Annotated in this window: 18 protein-coding genes and 1 other annotated feature; of the genes, 16 read left to right on the top strand and 2 right to left on the bottom strand. The window is 36.8% G+C overall.

Features of this window, described 5'->3' with window-relative positions:
* Positions 1-55: 55 nt before the first annotated feature.
* The gene (gene hydE, locus Q0W95_RS00090; RefSeq protein ID WP_297788224.1) at positions 56-1,099 is read left to right on the top strand and encodes a [FeFe] hydrogenase H-cluster radical SAM maturase HydE; all 1,044 of its coding nucleotides are present in this window, start codon (positions 56-58) and stop codon (positions 1,097-1,099) included.
* 36 nt (positions 1,100-1,135) lie between these two features.
* Here hydE and hydF read toward each other — a convergent pair whose 3' ends face one another.
* Together hydF and hydG are read right to left on the bottom strand one after the other, a co-directional pair.
* Positions 1,136-2,284, bottom strand: a complete 1,149-nt coding sequence (hydF, locus tag Q0W95_RS00085; RefSeq protein ID WP_297788220.1) for a [FeFe] hydrogenase H-cluster maturation GTPase HydF — start codon at positions 2,282-2,284, stop codon at positions 1,136-1,138.
* 1 nt (position 2,285) lies between these two features.
* Positions 2,286-3,704 (bottom strand): [FeFe] hydrogenase H-cluster radical SAM maturase HydG, encoded by a 1,419-nt coding sequence (gene hydG, locus Q0W95_RS00080; RefSeq protein ID WP_297788218.1) that lies wholly within the window; start codon positions 3,702-3,704, stop codon positions 2,286-2,288.
* 233 nt (positions 3,705-3,937) lie between these two features.
* Positions 3,938-4,167: a binding site (T-box leader), on the top strand.
* 50 nt (positions 4,168-4,217) lie between these two features.
* On the opposite strand from hydG, the gene Q0W95_RS00075 reads away from it, so the two are divergent.
* From Q0W95_RS00075 to Q0W95_RS00005, 15 genes are all read left to right on the top strand, one after another.
* A complete protein-coding gene (locus Q0W95_RS00075) occupies positions 4,218-5,246 on the top strand; it encodes a methionine ABC transporter ATP-binding protein (RefSeq protein WP_297788214.1) in 1,029 nt (342 codons plus the stop codon).
* Positions 5,233-5,898, top strand: coding sequence for a methionine ABC transporter permease (locus tag Q0W95_RS00070; protein ID WP_297788211.1), 666 nt, complete (start codon positions 5,233-5,235; stop codon positions 5,896-5,898). The genes Q0W95_RS00075 and Q0W95_RS00070 overlap by 14 nt, the downstream gene beginning before the upstream one ends.
* Positions 5,899-5,906: 8 nt before the next feature.
* On the top strand, positions 5,907-6,752 hold the full coding sequence (locus Q0W95_RS00065) for a MetQ/NlpA family ABC transporter substrate-binding protein (protein WP_297788209.1): 846 nt from the start codon (positions 5,907-5,909) through the stop codon (positions 6,750-6,752).
* Between the two features lie 54 nt (positions 6,753-6,806).
* Positions 6,807-7,676, top strand: coding sequence for a MetQ/NlpA family ABC transporter substrate-binding protein (locus Q0W95_RS00060; protein WP_297788206.1), 870 nt, complete (start codon positions 6,807-6,809; stop codon positions 7,674-7,676).
* A gap of 180 nt (positions 7,677-7,856) precedes the next feature.
* Positions 7,857-8,333 (top strand): glutathione peroxidase, encoded by a 477-nt coding sequence (locus tag Q0W95_RS00055; RefSeq protein ID WP_297788203.1) that lies wholly within the window; start codon positions 7,857-7,859, stop codon positions 8,331-8,333.
* Positions 8,334-8,338: 5 nt separating this feature from the next.
* Positions 8,339-8,824: a hypothetical protein gene (locus tag Q0W95_RS00050; RefSeq protein WP_297788201.1), complete on the top strand. Its 486-nt coding sequence runs from the start codon at positions 8,339-8,341 to the stop codon at positions 8,822-8,824.
* 263 nt (positions 8,825-9,087) lie between these two features.
* The gene (gene ileS / locus Q0W95_RS00045; protein ID WP_297788199.1) at positions 9,088-12,201 is read left to right on the top strand and encodes an isoleucine--tRNA ligase; all 3,114 of its coding nucleotides are present in this window, start codon (positions 9,088-9,090) and stop codon (positions 12,199-12,201) included.
* A gap of 82 nt (positions 12,202-12,283) precedes the next feature.
* A complete protein-coding gene (locus Q0W95_RS00040; protein ID WP_297788197.1) occupies positions 12,284-12,727 on the top strand; it encodes an NUDIX domain-containing protein in 444 nt (147 codons plus the stop codon).
* A gap of 111 nt (positions 12,728-12,838) precedes the next feature.
* On the top strand, positions 12,839-13,864 hold the full coding sequence (locus Q0W95_RS00035; RefSeq protein WP_297788195.1) for a peptidoglycan bridge formation glycyltransferase FemA/FemB family protein: 1,026 nt from the start codon (positions 12,839-12,841) through the stop codon (positions 13,862-13,864).
* A gap of 2 nt (positions 13,865-13,866) precedes the next feature.
* Positions 13,867-14,583: an ABC transporter ATP-binding protein gene (locus tag Q0W95_RS00030; RefSeq protein WP_297788192.1), complete on the top strand. Its 717-nt coding sequence runs from the start codon at positions 13,867-13,869 to the stop codon at positions 14,581-14,583.
* A complete protein-coding gene (locus tag Q0W95_RS00025; RefSeq protein ID WP_297788190.1) occupies positions 14,573-15,589 on the top strand; it encodes an LPXTG cell wall anchor domain-containing protein in 1,017 nt (338 codons plus the stop codon). The genes Q0W95_RS00030 and Q0W95_RS00025 overlap by 11 nt, the downstream gene beginning before the upstream one ends.
* Positions 15,576-16,949 (top strand): ABC transporter permease, encoded by a 1,374-nt coding sequence (locus Q0W95_RS00020; protein ID WP_297788188.1) that lies wholly within the window; start codon positions 15,576-15,578, stop codon positions 16,947-16,949. Before Q0W95_RS00025 ends, Q0W95_RS00020 begins: the two co-directional genes overlap by 14 nt.
* A gap of 81 nt (positions 16,950-17,030) precedes the next feature.
* On the top strand, positions 17,031-17,429 hold the full coding sequence (locus tag Q0W95_RS00015; protein WP_297788186.1) for an ATP cone domain-containing protein: 399 nt from the start codon (positions 17,031-17,033) through the stop codon (positions 17,427-17,429).
* A complete protein-coding gene (gene rlmH, locus Q0W95_RS00010; protein ID WP_297788183.1) occupies positions 17,429-17,911 on the top strand; it encodes a 23S rRNA (pseudouridine(1915)-N(3))-methyltransferase RlmH in 483 nt (160 codons plus the stop codon). Before Q0W95_RS00015 ends, rlmH begins: the two co-directional genes overlap by 1 nt.
* Before the next feature lie 17 nt (positions 17,912-17,928).
* Positions 17,929-18,513 (top strand): DJ-1 family glyoxalase III, encoded by a 585-nt coding sequence (locus tag Q0W95_RS00005; RefSeq protein WP_297788181.1) that lies wholly within the window; start codon positions 17,929-17,931, stop codon positions 18,511-18,513.
* Positions 18,514-18,688 lie beyond the last annotated feature (175 nt).

The following is an 18,688-nucleotide window of genomic DNA, read 5'->3' as shown; positions in this document are numbered from 1 at the left end:
GTGAATACTGCTTTTGCATAGTCTCCTCATTTTTTTATAGAAAGTAAGAGGTTTTATGCAACTAAAAAACGAAAAATATTATGATGATAAAACTCTTAAAAGATGGATTGAAGATGATAGTCTAACAGATGTGCTTAACAAAAAGGCTGATGCCATAAGAAGAGAAATCTATGGCGATAAGGTTTACGTCAGAGGTCTTATAGAGTTTTCAAATATCTGTAAAAATGACTGCTATTATTGTGGAATTAGAAAATCTAATGCTAATGTAGAAAGGTATAGGCTAAGTAAGGAAGATATCATAGACTGTGCTAAACTTGGCTATAAGCTAGGCTACAGGACTTTTGTCCTCCAAGGTGGAGAAGATGGACACTTCACCGATGATTTGCTTGTTGATATTGTAAAGACAATAAAATCCCTCCATGAGGATATAGCCATAACCCTATCTTTGGGGGAAAGGTCTTATCAATCCTATGAAAGATTATTTGAAGCTGGAGCTGATAGGTACCTGTTGAGGCAAGAAACATCCGACAAAGACCACTACCAAAAGCTTCACCCATCATCAATGAGCTTTGAAAATAGAAGACAAGCCCTAAAAGACCTCAAGGAAATCGGCTTTCAAGTAGGTGGAGGCTTTATGGTTGGATCTCCCTACCAAACGACTGAAAGTTTGATTAAAGACCTAAGATTTTTGCAGGAATTGCAACCAGCTATGATTGGAATCGGACCCTTTATGACCCAACATGATACTCCCTTCAGGGATTTTCCTAATGGCTCTTTTGAAATGACCCTAAGGCTTGTCTCAATTCTAAGAATACTCTTTCCTTATGCACTTATACCAGCTACAACTGCCCTTGGAACAATCAATCCTCTCGGTAGAGAAAGAGGCCTTCAAGCAGGAGCAAACGTCCTTATGCCAAACCTTTCACCAACAATGGTAAGGGAAAAATATTCTCTCTATGATAATAAAATTTGTACGGGAGACGAGGCAGCAGAATGTAGGGCTTGCCTTGAACTTAGGATAAAAAACGCAGGATATCAAATAGTAACAGATAGGGGAGATGTAATCACCTACGACAAAGAAACAAGAAGATACTCATAAAAAAGCCCAAAGTTTTTAAGAAACCTTGGGCTAATTTTAGCTTGGAAATTCTACCATATCAAGGATTCCTTTGAGGTAGGCGATGGTTATACCATAATTGGTCATTGGGATATTTTTTTCTTTAGCTTTTTCTACTTTGCTTAGCATAGTAGCTCTATTAAACATACATGATCCACAATTTATAATTAAATCATATCTATCGTAGTCTATTGGATCATCACCTCTATTAAATTCAATTTCTAGGTCTGGATACTTATTCTTTAGCATCTTTGGAATCTTTACTGTTCCAATATCCTCATCTATAGGAGGATGGGTGCAGGCTTCAGAAATTAGGATTCTTTTTAGAGGATAATCCAGTCTTTTTACAGACTCGACAAAGTAGTTTATATCTCCCTTGAAGGCAGAAAAAAGAACCGAAAAACTTGTAAGCCTTGTTCCTTGGTCTATAATTTGACTGGTTTCTTTAAAAACTTGAGAATCGCATATTACAAGGTCTGGCTTATCTTTAAGCCTTGCCAAGCTAGATGGAAGATTTTCCAAATTTGTAGAAATTGCTGTGGCATTTTTGTCGATTAACTCTCTAATGGTCATCACTTGGGGTTTGATAAGCCTTCCTTTTGGGGCAGCCTTATCTTGGGGCATAACCAAGACAACCACATCTCCCTCCTTAACCAAAGACTTGGTAAGACTTAGGTCCTCTTTTTGGTAGAGTTTTTTTATCTTATCAAATATTTTTAGTCTGTCATCCTTGAGTTTTATATTTATCTTTAGGGGGTTAAGGTCTTTGTAATTTTCAAAAATTTCAAGTCCTTCATCTAGGTCCTGTTTGCCAGCTATATAGATGATAGGCTTTCTGGTTGTCTCTAGTAAAGTTAGTATCTTTCTATCATCGCCAAGGTTTAGGCAATAGATGAAGACATCACACTTATCAATGACCTGTTTGGTCTTTGCAATTCTTTTCTCTCCAAGAGCAGTCCCATCATTTAATCCAGCAGTATCAATAAAAAGCACTGGGCCAAAGTCTGTAAGCTCCATGGCCTTTCTTATAGGATCAGTTGTAGTTCCTCTAATGCTTGAGACAATCGCAGTGTCTGTACCTGTCATATAATTAAAGAGGGTAGACTTGCCTGAATTGGTTTGTCCAAAAATTCCTATGTGAACCCTCTCACTATTTTGCGTTTTCATATTAAATGTAGAGGTCTCTTTGACCTTTTTTTATTTTTTCGAGGTTTTCCTCAGTTGACTTTCTAACACTTGGATTAGGAATAGACGCTAATTCTCTTTGGATTAAGGCTTCGGCATCTCTTGAAGTTTTTTCACTTGCATAATCCATTACATATTCTTCAAGAGTAGTGAGGGCGTTTGGATGGCAGATATTTCCTATACCATGTTTTTTGACCATACCCATAAAGGTTTCACCAGTTCTTCCCATCCTGTAGCAGGCTGTGCAGAAGCTTGGAACATGGTCTTTGGAAATTAGCCAGTCAATAACCTCATCCAAGGTCCTGTTATCTGAGAGTTCGAATTGGTCGCTACCCTTAGTTTCATCTGAGGTATAGCCACCGACGGAAGTCTTTGAACCACCAGAAATTTGAGAAATACCAAGGTCAAGAAGTTTGCCCCTCATTTTTTCTGATTCTCTTGTAGAAATAATCATTCCTGTGTAAGGAGCTGAGACCCTGATGCAAGCGACTATCTTCTCAAACATTTCATCTGATAGAGAATTGTCAAAATCGTTAGGATCTATATCGTCTGCTGGTTGGATTCTTGGTACAGAAATGGTGTGAGGACCTACATTAAATCTCGCCTCAAGGTGTTCCGCGTGCATCAATTGTCCGATAAATTCATATTCATAGGAATCAAGACCATACAAAACTCCAAGACCCAAATCATCAATGCCACCTTCAAAGGCTCTATCCATAGCTTCAGTGTGGTATTCGTAGTTAGACTTTGGTCCAAACTTGTGGATAGCTTCGTAATTTTCTTTGTTATAAGTTTCTTGGAAAAGGATATAGGTGCCAATTTCTGCTTCGTGAAGTTTCCTATAATTTTCAACTGTAGTTGCAGCAATGTTTACATTAACCCTTCTAATAGCACCATTCTTATGTTTGATGTTATAAATGGTGTGGATTGATTCTAGTATGTATTCTAGTGGGTTATTTATTGGATCTTCACCTGCTTCTAGGGCAAGTCTCTTATGGCCTAGGTCTTGGAGAGCTATAACTTGTTGACGAATTTCATCTTGAGTTAGTTTCCTTCTAGGAATTGTCCTGTTTTGACCGTGGTAAGGGCAATAAGAACACCCATTTACACAATAATTTGATAGGTAGAGGGGAGCAAAAAGCACGATTCTATTGGCATAAAATTTGTGTTTAAGTTCCCTTGCTAGGGCGAAAATCTCCTTGTTCAAATCATCTTCCTTACAAGATAAGAGAACGAAAGCCTCTCTGTGGCTAAGACCCTTGGCCTTTTTTGCCTTATTTAATATATCTATGATTAAATCACGATTATGGGCATTTTTTCTACCATAATCGATAGTTTCTAAAATTTCTTCATGGTTAATAAATTCACTAGCCTTGCTAGATTTTGGATTATATACTACCATATTACCTCCCTTTATTTGTTACATGTTATATTATAATACTTATGGTCTTAAAAAGAAAATTTACTTATTTTTTAAGGGTAAATTATCATTAAAAAATTTTTAATTACCTATAACGAAAAAATATGTTATTTGATTAAGATACCTGAAATCCAACATTCACACAAAAAGTTAAAGAATTATTTGACAGAGAAAAATTTCCGTGGTATTATTAATCCATAAATGAGATAGAAATTATAAACCAGTTGAAAAGAAGAGTAATCTAGGTTGAGGTTGTACAGAGAGCCCTGTTTTGGTGAAAGGGGTGAACTAGGATTTAGATGAAGATGGCCTTTGATGGGACGATTCGATATTAGAGTCGTACGGTTCTTCCCGTTACAGAAGTAGAGTATGTATGTACTTGATGAGAGCATAGGTGTGTGAATGTCTATGAATTAAGGTGGTAACGCGAATTTTCGTCCTTAGTTTCCTATTGGAAACTGGGGACTTTTTTTATTATTATTTTAGGAAGGTATTATGATTGAGTTAAACAATATTACAGTCGACTTTGATGGCTTTAAGGCAGTCGATGATGTTTCGTTGAAGATTGAAAAGCAAGACGCTTATGGAATTGTAGGATTTTCTGGAGCTGGTAAGTCAACCTTGGTCAGAACAATAAATCTCCTCCAAAGACCTACTTCTGGTGAAGTGCTTGTTAATGGGGAAAGGCTCTTAGACCTTAGCAATAAAGAACTAAGAGAAAAAAGAAAAAAGATAGGGATGATTTTCCAACACTTTAATCTCTTGAATAATCTTACAGTTTTGGATAATGTAATTTTTCCTATAAAGAAGGCTAAAATTTCTAAGCAAGATAAGATAAAAAAAGCCAAAGAGCTTTTAGACCTTGTAGGCATTGGGGATAAGGTAGATGCCTATCCTAGAGAACTATCTGGAGGACAAAAACAAAGATGTGCCATAGCTAGGGCCTTGGCGTCTGAGCCTGAGATTCTTCTTTGTGATGAGGCTACAAGTGCCTTAGATCCAAAGACAACCAAACAAATCCTAGCTCTTCTAAAGGACTTGAATGAGAAATTGAAGCTTACCATAGTTATCATTACCCACCAGATGGAAGTTGTAAAAGAGCTTTGCAACAAGTGTGCAGTTATGCAAAATGGTAGGGTCGTTGAGAGGGGAACAACCTTAGAAATTTTTTCAAATCCTAAGGAAAAGCTCACAAGAGAGTTTGTAGAAACTTCAACCAATGTCGACCAAACTATTGCAGACGTTAAAGAAAATATTGGGATTTTGAGAGAAGATGAAACCCTAGTCCAGCTAAATTATCTTGGAGCAAGCACGACTGAGCCTCTTATCAATGAAATCTATGATAAGTTTAAGATAAAGACAAATATTCTTGCGGCTAATATCGAATTTATTAGTGCAACTCCTGTAGGAAACTTGATTGTAACCTTCAAGGGTAAGGATGAAAATTTAGAAGAAGTGTTTAAGTATTTGGATGAAAGAGAAGTAAGAGTAAGAATTTTAGGAGGTAAAGATGGGATACTTTGATTATGCCTTATCAATTTCAGATAGGATAGTAGAAGAAACTTGGGCAACCTTGTATATGCTGGTTGTTTCTGCAATATTTGCAGGAATATTTGGACTAATACTTGGGGTCATTCTTGTTGTAACAGATAGGGGCAGGATTCTCGAAAATAAGATCCTTTATTCCATTCTTGATAAGTTGACAAATACCTTTAGGGCAATACCTTTTGTAATATTGCTAGCCTTGATTGCTCCAATTACAAAGGCGATTGTTAACACAAGGATTGGACCAACTGCTGCAATTGTACCACTAATATTTTCAACCGTGCCATTTTTTGCTAAGCAAGTTGAACAAGCTTTGGCAGAAGTAGACGCTGGAGTTATAGAAGCTGCAGAAGCTATGGGCAAAAACCCTGTTGAGATAATTATATCAGTCTATTTAAGAGAAGGACTTCCTTCCTTAATAAGAGCCTCATCTATAACTCTAATTTCACTTTTAGGTCTAACTGCTATGGCTGGACTTATCGGTGGAGGTGGAATAGGAGATCTCGCCATAGCTGTTGGATATCAAAGATATAAGGATGATGTTGTTCTAATATCAGTTGTAATTATTTTGATAATAGTATTTATAATTCAGGCAGTGAGCAATCTATTAATTAGAAAAACTAGCCATTAGGAGGAAAGATGAAGAAGATATTTAAAAGTTTGTCCATACTTGGCCTAGTAATTTTACTAGGTGGATGTGGGGCAGGGAAAAATAGTGCAAAAGAACCTGCAAAAGAAACAAGCAAACCACTAAAGCTTGGAGTCGTTGGAGAGAGAAATGTAGAATATGAAGATGCCATCAAAAGGTATGAAAAAGATACAGGTAAGAAGATTGAGCTTGTAAGATTTAATGACTACAACCAACCAAACGACGCTCTAAAGGATGGAGACATTGACCTTTCGTCTTTTGCGACTTATATATTTATAGAAGATTACAATAAAAACCAAAAGGCAGGATTTACCTATCTTGCTGATTCAATAATCTCACCTATGGGGGTTTATTCAAAAACAATTAAAGATATAAAAGATTTGAAGGATGGAGCAAAGGTTGCTATTCCTGTTGAGACATCAAACAATTCCAGAGCTCTCTATATCCTAGAATCTGCTGGAGTGATAAAAATTAAAAAAGATGCTGGAGACTTCATAACCCTATATGATATAGAAGAAAATCCTAAGAACCTTGACTTTGTTGAACTTCCAGCTGACCAAGTTTCAAGAGCCCTTGAAGATGTTGACATAGCACTAATTAACTCAGACATGGCAATGGAAGCAGGACTCATTCCAACTAAAGATGCAATATTTCTTGAAGATCCAAATAATGAAAGAGCCAAAAACTTCATTAATGTGATAGCAGTCAAGGAAAAGAATAAGGATAATGAAGACATCAAAAACTTTGTAAATAATTACTACCTAACAGACGCAACAAAAAAAATAATTGAAAAAGAATACAAGGGAGCAGTAATCCCAATATTCAAACCAAGATAGGTTATTAAGATTAGAAATCTTTAATAATATAAAAATAAAAAAATGGAGGAAATAATGAAAAAAATCGCAAAAATCGCTCTAGCACTTGCTGTATTAGTTGGTTTCAGTGCTTGTGGAGCAAAGAACAATGAGACAAAAGAAGCTGGCAAGGAAGCTAAAACTGAACAAGCTAAGACAGACAAAGACGGAAAAACAACTATCAAAATAGGGGTAGTTGGTGAGTACAACGAAGTTTTGGAAAGAGTTATCAAAAGATACGAAAAAGCAACAGGCAACAAGGTAGAACTTGTAAAATTTGCAGACTACAGCCAACCAAATGAGGCTCTTCTTGCAAAAGATATAGACCTAAACGCCTACCAACATTACAAATTCCTAGATGAATTTAATAAGTCAAAAGGCTCTGACCTTATTTCTATAGGAAATACAATGCTTGCTCCAATGGGACTATATTCAAATAAATTAAAATCCCTAGATGAATTAAAAGAAGGAGCAAAAATTGCTATACCAAATGATCCATCAAACGGATCAAGAGCCCTATTCCTACTCCAAGAAGCTGGACTAATCAAAGTTGATGGAGAACCTGGAGATTTGATTGGTCTTGATAAGGTAAAAGAAAATCCTAAAAACCTAGACTTAGTTGAAATGGATGCATCTCAAACTCCAAGAAGCCTTGAAGATGTTGATGTGGCAGCAGTAAATGATACCTTTGCCCTAGATTCTGGACTAGATAAACAAAAAGCAATCTTTGTTGAAGACCCTAAAGCAGATTCTGTAAAACAATACATTAACTTGATAGCAGCAAGAAAAGAAGATGAAAACAACGAAGCCTATAAGGAATTTGTTAAATACTATCAAACAGAAGAAACAGTAAAAGACATGGAAGAAATCACCAAGGGTGCTTGGCTACCAGCTTGGGATAAATAAGTCTTAATAAAAAAATAAATAACCACTGACCCATTGTTTTCTTGAACATTTATCTCTCCTTGATATGTAATAATTCTTAGAGAAGGTGGGTTGGTGGTTTTTCTTTGAGAAATTATAAAAACAATATTCTGAAATATCAGAAGCAAGTTGTATAATGGATATAGAAAGAAGGAGAATGATATGACCAGTATATATAATTTTATAGTTTTAGATAAAGATGATAATAAAATTTCTCTTGAAAAATATAGGGGTAAGGTTTTACTAATTGTAAATACTGCAACTCACTGTGGCTTCACAAAGCAATATGATGCTCTTGAAGCCCTCTACAAAAAATACAAGGACCAAGGTTTTGAAATCTTAGATTTTCCTTGTAATCAATTTGCAAATCAAGCCCCAGAATCTGATGAAGAAATTGATGCCTTCTGTTCCTTAAAATTTGGGACAAGCTTTGATAGATTTAAGAAAATTGATGTAAATGGCGAAAACGAATCCCCTCTCTATACCTTCCTCAAGGATGAGCAACATGGACTTGGAGTTAAGGCAATCAAGTGGAATTTTACTAAGTTTTTAGTTGATAGAGAAGGCAAGGTCGTAGCAAGGTTTGGCTCAAATAAGAAGCCTGAGAATATGGAAAAGGATATAGAAAAGTTATTATAATGAATATGGACAAATTAGTAAAACTAGCCTTTGATTCCTTAAGATATTATCTTGAAACAGGAAAATACCTAGACAGATATGATGAGGAATTTAAGGACAATCACAATGGTGTAATTATTGAAATAAGTAAGGCAGATAAGAGAGAAAGATCTGGTTCAATTTATCCTACTCGTGCCAATATCGCCTTAGATGTGATTTATGAAACAGTGAATCTCGGAATTTTCAACAATGCTCTTGCCATAAAGGAAGAGGACTTGGATGATATATATATCCAAGTTTTAGAAATTAATAAGGTTATGCCAATCAAAAAGATGGAAGACTTCGGAGTATACCACGGTCTTTACCTAAACTATTCCAACAATCCTGTAATAGTTTATAGAAATGACTATGAAAGTGACTACCAAATGTTTGCAGATGCCAAGGACAAGGCAAATATCGACGATTTTGATATTTACAATTTGGAGAAGTTTAAAATAATTAGGCATATCTAGTGAGGTATTTGACAAACACCTCTTTATTAGTATTATATTATTAACTAAATAGGACGAAATGAAGAAGAGTAACTTAGGATTAATCTAAAAGAGAGGCAGGGTAGGTGAAAGCTGCTAGAGGCGTGCTAGGTGAAGATCATCTTCTAGTCTAGTAAATGAATTAGTAGTTTATTACGTTGCAATTGCGTTAAATTGTTTATTAAAACGGTGGACCGTCCTTTTTAAGGGCGGTTTTATTTTTTAGAAATTTTAAAGGAGTAAGTATGTCAGAATTCAAATCTTTAGACAGCAAGAAGGTAAGACAAAGGGAGGGCGAAGTCGAACAATATTGGAAAGACCTTGGCCTTCTTGAAAAAACTTTCACAACAAGACAGGATGCAGAAGAATACATAATCTTTGATGGACCACCAACAGCCAATGGTAAGCCAGGTATCCACCACGTTATAGCTCGTACCCTAAAGGATATGACTAGTAGGTACAAAAATATGAAGGGCTACAAGGTTCTCAAAAAAGCAGGTTGGGATACTCATGGTCTGCCAGTAGAAATCGAAGTCGAGAAAACTTTAGGTTTCCACGACAAAAATGATATAGAAGAATATGGAATAGAGAAATTCAATCACCTATGCAAGGAATCTGTCTGGAAATATTCAGACCTTTGGAGGGAGATGTCCGACAGGATGGCCTTTCTCTACAACATGGATGAGCCTTATGTAACAATGGATAACGACTACATAGAAACAGAATGGTACCTCCTAGATAAGGCCTTCAAGAATGGCTACATCTATGAGGGAGCAAAAGTTATGCCTTACTGCCCTCGTTGTGGAACAGGTCTAGCTAGCCACGAGGTTGCCCAAGGCTACCAAATGGATAAGACAATCACCCTTACTGTCAAATTTAAGAAAAAAGGGACAGCTAATGAATATTTTCTAGCATGGACAACAACTCCTTGGACTCTTCCATCAAATGTTGCCCTCTCAGTTCATCCAGAATTAACCTACGCTAAGGTTTTTGTCAAGGAAGATGACTCTTACTATTATTGTGCCAAGTCCCTTGTCGAAAAACTCATGGGAGATAGGGAATATGAAATAGTAGACGAATTTGCTGGCAAAGAAATGGAATATTGGGAATATGACCAACTTATGCCATATGTGAATGTTGGAGAAGAAAGGGCCTTCATAGTAACCCTTGCCGACTATGTTTCTGCAGAAGATGGTACAGGAATAGTTCACTCTGCTCCAGCCTTTGGTGAGGACGACTATCAAATCGGAAGAAAATATAATCTTGCCTTTGTTCAACCAGTAGACCTTGAAGGAAACTTTACAGAAACTCCTTGGAAAGGCGAATTTATCTTCGACACTAACGAAAAAATCTGGAGACACCTCCAAGAAGAGGGCAAGGTTTTTGCTAAGCAAACTATAGAGCACAACTACCCACATTGCTGGAGATGCCACACCCCACTAGTCTATTACGCAAAACCATCTTGGTATATCGAAATGAGCAAGTTCTCAAAGGCTATGATGGAAAACAACAAAGAAGTCAACTGGTTCCCACAAACTATCGGAGATAAGAGATTTGGCAACTGGATTGAGAATGTAAAAGACTGGGCAATCTCTAGGTCAAGATATTGGGGAACTCCACTAAATATCTGGAAATGTGATGATTGTGGCCATACTGACACAGTAGGTTCAAGGAGAGAACTTAAAGAACGTGCTAACGAAACCATATCTGAAGATATAGAACTTCACAGACCATATGTGGACAATGTTACAATCAAGTGCGATAAGTGTGGAGGCACCATGCACAGGGTACCTGACGTAATCGACGTTTGGTTCGACTCTGGAGCTATGCCATTTGCCCAACTTCACTATCCATTTGAACATAAGGATGACTTTGAAGAATATTTCCCAGCAGACTTTATCTGTGAGGGAATCGACCAAACAAGAGGCTGGTTCTATTCCCTAATGGCAATTTCCACAATAACAACAGGAAAAGCCCCTTACAAAAACGTCCTAGTAAATGACCTAGTAGTTGACAAAAATGGTCAAAAGATGAGTAAATCAAGAGGAAATACCCTCGATCCATTTGCCCTCTTTGATAAATACGGGGCAGATGCCGTAAGATTTTATTCTCTTTATGTATCACCACCTTGGATGCAAACTAAATTTGACGAAAAGGGCTTGATCGAAGTTAGGAATAACTTCTTTAGGACTTTTGAGAATGTCTACAACTTCTTTGGCCTTTATGCCAATACCGACAAGCTTACAGCCAAAGATATAGCAAACTTTGATGATATCAACCTAGAAAAAATTGACAAGTGGTTATATTCAAAACTAAACACCCTAATCAAGGACTACACCCAATATATGGAAGTCTTTGACTACAACAAGGTAGTTCATATAATCTCAGACTTTGTAGTAGAAGATTTGTCAAACTGGTACATCAGAAGAAATAGAAAGAGATTCTGGTCCCAAGACCTTACTGCAAGCAAAAAGGCAGTCTATAAGACGACCTATTACTCAATCCTTACAATTTCACAACTAATAGCACCAATCACACCATTTATAGCAGAAGAAGTTTACAGGTCCCTAACTGACGAACAAACAGTTCACACAAGCCTACTTCCAGAAGCTGATCTAAGCATGGTAGACAAAGACCTCGAAGAGGCAATGGACCTTGTAAGAAAGATGGTAAACCTTGGTCGTGCCTCAAGAGAAAAAGAAACCATCAAGGTTCGTCAACCTCTTGCAAAAATCATCGTAGATGGTGCTTACAAGGAAAAGATTTCAGACCTTACAGGCCTTATCAAAGAGGAACTTAACGTCAAGGAAGTGGACTTTGAAGATGACCTATCAGACTTTATGGACTACTTCCTAAAACCAGACTTTAGGGTTGTAGGAAAAATCTTCCAATCACAAGTCAACGCCTTTGCCAAATTCCTAGCAAGCCTTGATGCTAAAGACTTTATCGAAGCAGTAGAAAAAGGTCCACAAGAAATCACTCTGGGAGATACAAAATTTGAAGTTACTAAAGACTATCTCGACATCAGGATAACAGCCAAGGAAGGTTTTGATGTAGAAATGGACGGCAACGTCTTTGTAATCCTTGATACAGAAATTACAGAAGACCTTCGTGATGAAGGATATGCGAGAGAATTTACATCAAAAGTTCAAAATATGAGAAAAGATAGTGGCTTTGAAGTTACAGATAGGATAAATATTTCCTACCAAGCTGATGATGACCTAGCTAAATCTTTGGAAAAATTTGCTGATGAAATCAAAAAAGAAACTCTAGCAGACAAATTCGAAAGAAAAGAACTAGCAAGCGAAGATATAGAGCTAAACGATAAGTTTATAAAAATCAAGCTTGAAAGATTATAAAAGAATAAAGTGGGTTTCGGCTCACTTTTTTTGTATTTATTTTGTCTTGATTTTATAAGGTAGAAATATAGGAGAAAGAAAAGTGCAAACTAAACTTATGAATATGGTAATGATTTGTGATGAAGTTAATGAGAGGGTTCTTGTTCTTGACAAGGTCAAAAAATATGGCTGGGAAGGTCTTACTTTTCCTGGTGGTAAGGTTGAAGAAGGAGAGAGCCTTACCGATGCCGTTATAAGAGAGGCCAAGGAGGAGACCAATCTCGATATCAAAAATCCAGAGCTTGTTGGTGTGATTAGTTGGATTTATGGAGAGAATAGGGATCTTGGTTTTATTTATAAGACGAGCGATTTTTCTGGAGAATTAATCGAGGAGAATAGGGAAGGGAAATTATTTTGGACTTCCTACGACAAGATGAAAAGCATGGATGGACTATCAGAATCTATGGATAAGATTTTTAAAATCTATGATGGAGAATATAGGGAGATTACCTGGTTTTATGAAGAAGGAAGAGTTATTTACCAATAGAACTTGGGAAAGAAAAATATTGAAAAAAATCTATCTTCTTGTTATAATTAAGTAAATGTATGGTATAGACCATAACAGTTTGGTTACTAGAAAATTGAAAGTGAGCAATATATGATTTTAGATAAAAATAATCCTGACTTGGTGAAAAAATATAACGACTTTATCAAGCATTCACCTTATGGGAATTTCATGCAAGATATGCGTTGGGCAAATATTAAAGCGAACTGGAATAGCGTGTATTTCTATGTAGAAGAAGCAGGCGAAATTAAGGGAGCCTTATCTGTTATTTATATAAGAGATAGCAAGGTGGGTAAGAATTTCTTTTATGCAACTAGAGGACCTGTGGCAGACCTTAATGATATTGACCTTGTCATGAAACTTATTGAAGAAGCTAGTGATTTTGCGAGGGAAAATGACGGTTTTCTACTAAGGATTGACCCTCTAGTAAGAATGGATGAAGATTTAGTTGAAAAATATAAGGAAAAAGGAATTATTATTAGACATGATAAGACAACTTCTTCCCAACCCCTTATGAATATGGTTTTGGATATAAACGGAAGGGATGCTGAAGAAATATTTGCTAAATTTTCCAAAAATACTAGAAAGCATACAAGAAAATCTTATAGGGATGGCATCGAAACCCGAGAACTTGATAAGAAAGGAGTTGATATTCTCTATAAGCAAGCAGTAGAAACTGCCCAAAGAGCTGGTATCAACCATAGACCTTATTCATATTTTGAAAGTCTTTATGATAATTTCAAGGATGAAATAAGACTATCTGGATGTTTCTATGAGGGAGAGCCAGTGTGTACGTCCATGCTTATTTGTTATGGTAATAGGGCTCTTGCTCTTTATGGAGGTTCTAGTAATGACCATAAGGACCTCGGGCAAAACTACCAAATAAATTATGAAGAAGTTAAATATGCAGCAGAAAATGGCTACACCTACTATGATATGGGCGGAATCTTTGCGGCAGATGATTCTGATGGACTTTATAGCTTTAAGAGGAAGTTTACTGAAGATAATGTCGAAAACCTTATTGGTGAGATTGATATAGTATTAGATAAAGACTTGTATGAGACCTATATAAAGGAGAAAAACCCTCACTTCAAAAAGGAAGAAGAGAACAAGGAATAAGCGTGAGCCTAATTGAAATTAGGGGGCTAAAAAAATATTATAAGCTAGGTGATAATATTATAAAGGCCCTAGATGGGATCGACCTAGATATAAATCAAGGGGAGTTTGTCGCCCTTCTCGGCACGAGCGGTTCGGGCAAGTCTACCCTTCTAAATATGTTGGCAGGTCTTGAGAGACCGACTAAGGGAACAATAAAATATGGAGATATATCTCTAACCGACCTTAATGAAAATCAAATTACAAAATTTAGGAACTTGAATGTTGGATTTGTATTTCAGTCTTACAACCTCCTTCCCTACTTATCAGCTTGGGAGAATGTATCTTTGCCTTTGACCTTTAAGGGTCTTGGTAAGGAAGAGAGAAAAAAAGAAGCCTACAAAATTTTAAAAGAAGTTGGGCTTGCCGATAGGATGAATAATAAGCCAAATGAACTTTCTGGTGGTCAACAGCAAAGAGTTTCAATAGCAAGGGCCTTTGTAGGCAGACCTAGGATAATTTTTGCGGATGAACCGACAGGAAACCTCGACACCAAGACGAGTTTTGAGATTATGAGGTTAATCAAGGGAATTATCAGAGAAAATAAGCAGACTTTCATCATGGTAACCCATGATGATGAAATGACAGAATTTGCAGATAAGGTCCTCTTTATGAGGGACGGACGCCTAGAAAAAGTCCACGAAAAATATACTATAGATGAGGTATTGGAAAATGATGGGTGAAGATAACACACAAAACCAAGCAAACAGTCAAGCTGGGACAGGCTCTAGCCAACAAGAAACAACCAACAATGGCATAGTCAACCAACCCAAGCTTATAATTTCAAATTATGAACTAAGTCCTAATATTGTAGAAGCTGGTAAGAATTTCAATTTGACCTTCACCCTCTACAACACCAACAACGAAAATACTATTTACAATCTCAAGGTTACAATAGATCAGACTTTGGCTTCTGCCCCTCAGAGTTCAGGTCAAAATAACGCTAATCTGACAAGTGATGGGTCAGTTTTTACGCCAATTGGAAGGTCTAATACCTTTTATGTAGCAGCCCTATACCCTTGGAATTGGACTAGTAAGAGTATTGATATGAATGTTCTACCAAATGCAAATCCTGGAAGCTATGTAGTAAATTTGACTATGGAGTATGAGGATTACTTGGGCAACCAATACAAGACACAAGAATCTATCGGTATTCCTGTTGTCCAAGAGGCTGGAATTAACTTTGGTAAGGTTAAGATGGACGAGCTAAGTCAAGGAAGTCCCACAGCAGTTTCTGTAAACCTCTACAATACAGGCAAGGACAACCTCAACACTGTGATGTTTAGGGTCAAGGGAGAAGGATTTACTGTAGATGAGGACGAGAGATTTATTGGAAATTTCAATGCAGGAAGCCAAGAAAGCTTATCCTTTAACCTAACTCCAGAAAAAGAAGGCAAGGTAAAGGGCAAGATTGAAATCACTTACAAGGATTCCACAGGCAAGGAACACACAGAGGTCAAAGACTTTGAAAAAGAAGTTGGAGCAAGCATGACAGAACCTGGAATGGTCGATCCAAAAACTGGAGAAATGATTGGAGATGCCCCACAAGATACAGGCTCTTCAGTTTTCCATAGTCCGTTTCTTTGGGGAGGACTCCTAGTTCTTTTAGTTCTACTTATAATCTTATTTAGGAAAAAGAGAAAGGCTAAAAAGGATGAGGAGCTATTATTAGAAGATGAAGATCAGTGATAGGCTGGAGATGGCCCTAAGAAACCTAGTTAGAAGGAAATCTAGGACAATTCTTACCATCTTATCTGTTGTTATCGGAGCTAGTTCCATCATCCTAATGATGGCCTTTGCTCTAGGAATCAACCAGCAACAAAAAGACATGATAGATTCTTTCGGTAGTCTAACTTCCATTACAATCCTTACGGAAAGAAACGGAGGTACGAGCAAGGTAGATCAAGCTAGTATTTCAAAACTCGAACAAATAAAGGGGATAAGGGCGGTTATTCCTTACAAGACTTTTTATAGTCAAATTTTGGCCAAGGATGATGAGTCTTATACCCTTAGTGGAGAAATTCAAGTAGTACCCGATAGGGTAATAGATAAAATCACAAGCGATATGCTGGTCTGGGGAAAGAAGATGACTAAGTCTGAGGATAAGATTCTGATAGGCTCTCAGGTTCAGGCCTCCAAAATGAAAAAGACTTCTGGTGGATATTCGGAAGATCCCGTCAATGATTTCGACTACCAAGCCCACAAGTACCTTTTAAGGTTGGGATGGCGAGATGAAAATGACGATGGGGTTAACTTTATTAGCAAGGATGATGAGAACAAAGATGAAAATAAACCTCAATTTGTTGATATTCCAATAGAGCTTGCTGGCAAGATGAACTCTAAGTCTTTCTTTGATGGATGGTCCTCTGTTGTAAATGAGAATTTTTATAAGAAGCTCCAAAAGGAAGATAAGAAGCTTGCCAACTCTCAATTAAACCAGAATTTTGACAATCAGGGTAGACCAGTTGATCATAAAGCTGGAGATAAAATTGCCTATGACAATCTCAAGGTTGTGGTAGAAGATGTTGAAAAATTAAAGCAAATTGAAGATGATATCAGAAAAGCTGGCTTTCAGACTCAATCATCCTCCGATTCTGCAGAAGAAATTAAGAAAACAAATATGATTGTTACCCTAATCCTAGGTGGTATAGGTTCAGTTGCCTTTATAGTTTCGGCGATTGGTATAATCAACACTATGCTCATGAGCATTTACGAAAGGCAAAAAGAGATAGGGGTAATGAAGGTTATTGGAGCATCTGTTGATGATGTTAGGTCTTTGTTTTTGATAGAATCAGGCTTTATTGGATTTTTTGGAGGGATAGTCGGTCTTTTAATATCCATACTTGTAGGCCTTGTAATCAATTCTTTAGCAGCAAATGCTGATATATTCGCATCAGGCGACGGAAGTCCAGCAAAGATTATCCTAATACCTATTTGGCTTGCCTTAGTAGGAGTAGGGTTTTCTTCAATGGTTGGGGTTCTCGCAGGATACATTCCAGCAAGACGAGCCACTAGATTATCAGCTATAGAAGCCCTTAGGGCAAATTAAGAAATTGGCGGAGATATCTGCCAATTTTTTTAGTAAGGAAAATCTTGGGTATAATTATAAAAAGAGCTTTAGGAGGAAATGATGACTAAATTAAGCCAATTGATAAAAAGCTATATGCAAGAAAATGATATTAGCCTAGATGATATCAAAAATGATTTGAAAACTCTCGATACAGATCTTGTAGGAGAAATGCTAGAGGATAAAGAGTCAACCTATGTTATCAAAAAATCTGGAGCTATAGAAAAATTTGCTAGAGAAAAAATTGAAAGGTCTATCAAAAATGCAGCTGGAGAGCACAAGTATGACCTAAATTCGTCAGACCTTGCAATAATCGTAGATGATGTTGTAAAAGCAATTCATTCTGGATCACGAAAAGTCTACAAGACTTCAGAAATTAAAGATTTCATCAAAGATTCCCTAGTTAAAGAAGGCTTTAGCCAAGTGTATAAGGCCTTTATCTCCTATATCAAGGAAGATTAATGAATATAAAGATTGTAGCAGTTGGAAAAATCAAGGAAAAATTCTACAAGGATGCCATATCTGAATACCTAAAGAGGATGAAGGCCTACAATGCAATAGAAATTATAGAAGTCGCAGATGAGATGGCACCAGAAAATTTATCTATAAAAGAGCTAGAGGAAATCAAAGATAAGGAAGCTGATAGGATTCTTGCAAGAATCAAGGATGAGGCCTACCTAGTAAGTCTTGAAATACTTGGCAAGGAAATGACTAGCGAGAGCTTTGCTGACTTTATAAAAGAAGAAATGCTGGAAGGCTTTGGTAGGGATTTGGTATTTGTGATAGGTGGATCAAACGGTCTTAGTCCTAGGGTTAGTGCAAGGGCAAATAAGAAATTATCCTTCGGGAAAATGACCTATCCCCACCAATTGATGAGGGTAATTCTTGCAGAGCAAATTTATAGGGCCTACAGGATAATCAACAACCATCCCTACCACAAGTAGAAAATAAAGGAGAAAATATGGACAAATTTTTAATTGTAGTTGCCAATGGCAACGAAACTATAGAAATCTTAACAGTAGTAGATTATTTAAGGAGGGCTGGAATTACAGTAGAGCTAGCCTCAACAGAAAAAGACCTAAATCTTCTAACTAGTCAGAATGTTTCCTATAAGGCTGATCTTATGTTTGATGAAATCAAGCCTGATGACTATATGGGTCTCTATATTCCTGGAGGAACCAATGGAGCCTACAGCCTTAGGGATAATGATAAAGTAATAGAATTAATTAAAAAATTCAACCAAGAAGGGAAAATTCTTGCAGCAATCTGTGCAGGTCCTGTAGTTCTAAACCGAGCAGGAGTTCTTACAGATAAAAAAGCAACTTCTTTCCCATCTATGAAAGATGAGATGGATAATACTGGTGAATATATTGATGACCAAATCGTGGTAACCGATGGGAACATCACTACAGGAAGAGGAGCAGCAGTAACAAATTACCTTGCCCTAAGATTAGTAGAGATAATTATGGGAGCTGATGAAGTAGAAAAACTAAAATTTGGTACCCAACACGAGGCGGTTGAAAAATATTTTGGATTTACATTTTAGTTAAAAAAATTTAATAAGTACAGCAAATAAAGCCTTGAGAGCAAATCTCAAGGTTTTTTTTATATGTTTTATTTTACTAAATAATATATCAGATTTTCACTTATAGTGAAAATAAAAGGCTAAATATTAAAAACATCCTGAGCCTGTCTCTTATACACATCTGACGCTGCCGACG

The organism is uncultured Anaerococcus sp. (assembly GCF_947253225.1).
Classification (GTDB): domain Bacteria; phylum Bacillota; class Clostridia; order Tissierellales; family Peptoniphilaceae; genus Anaerococcus.
This window is presented reverse-complemented; position numbering and strand designations above follow the sequence as displayed.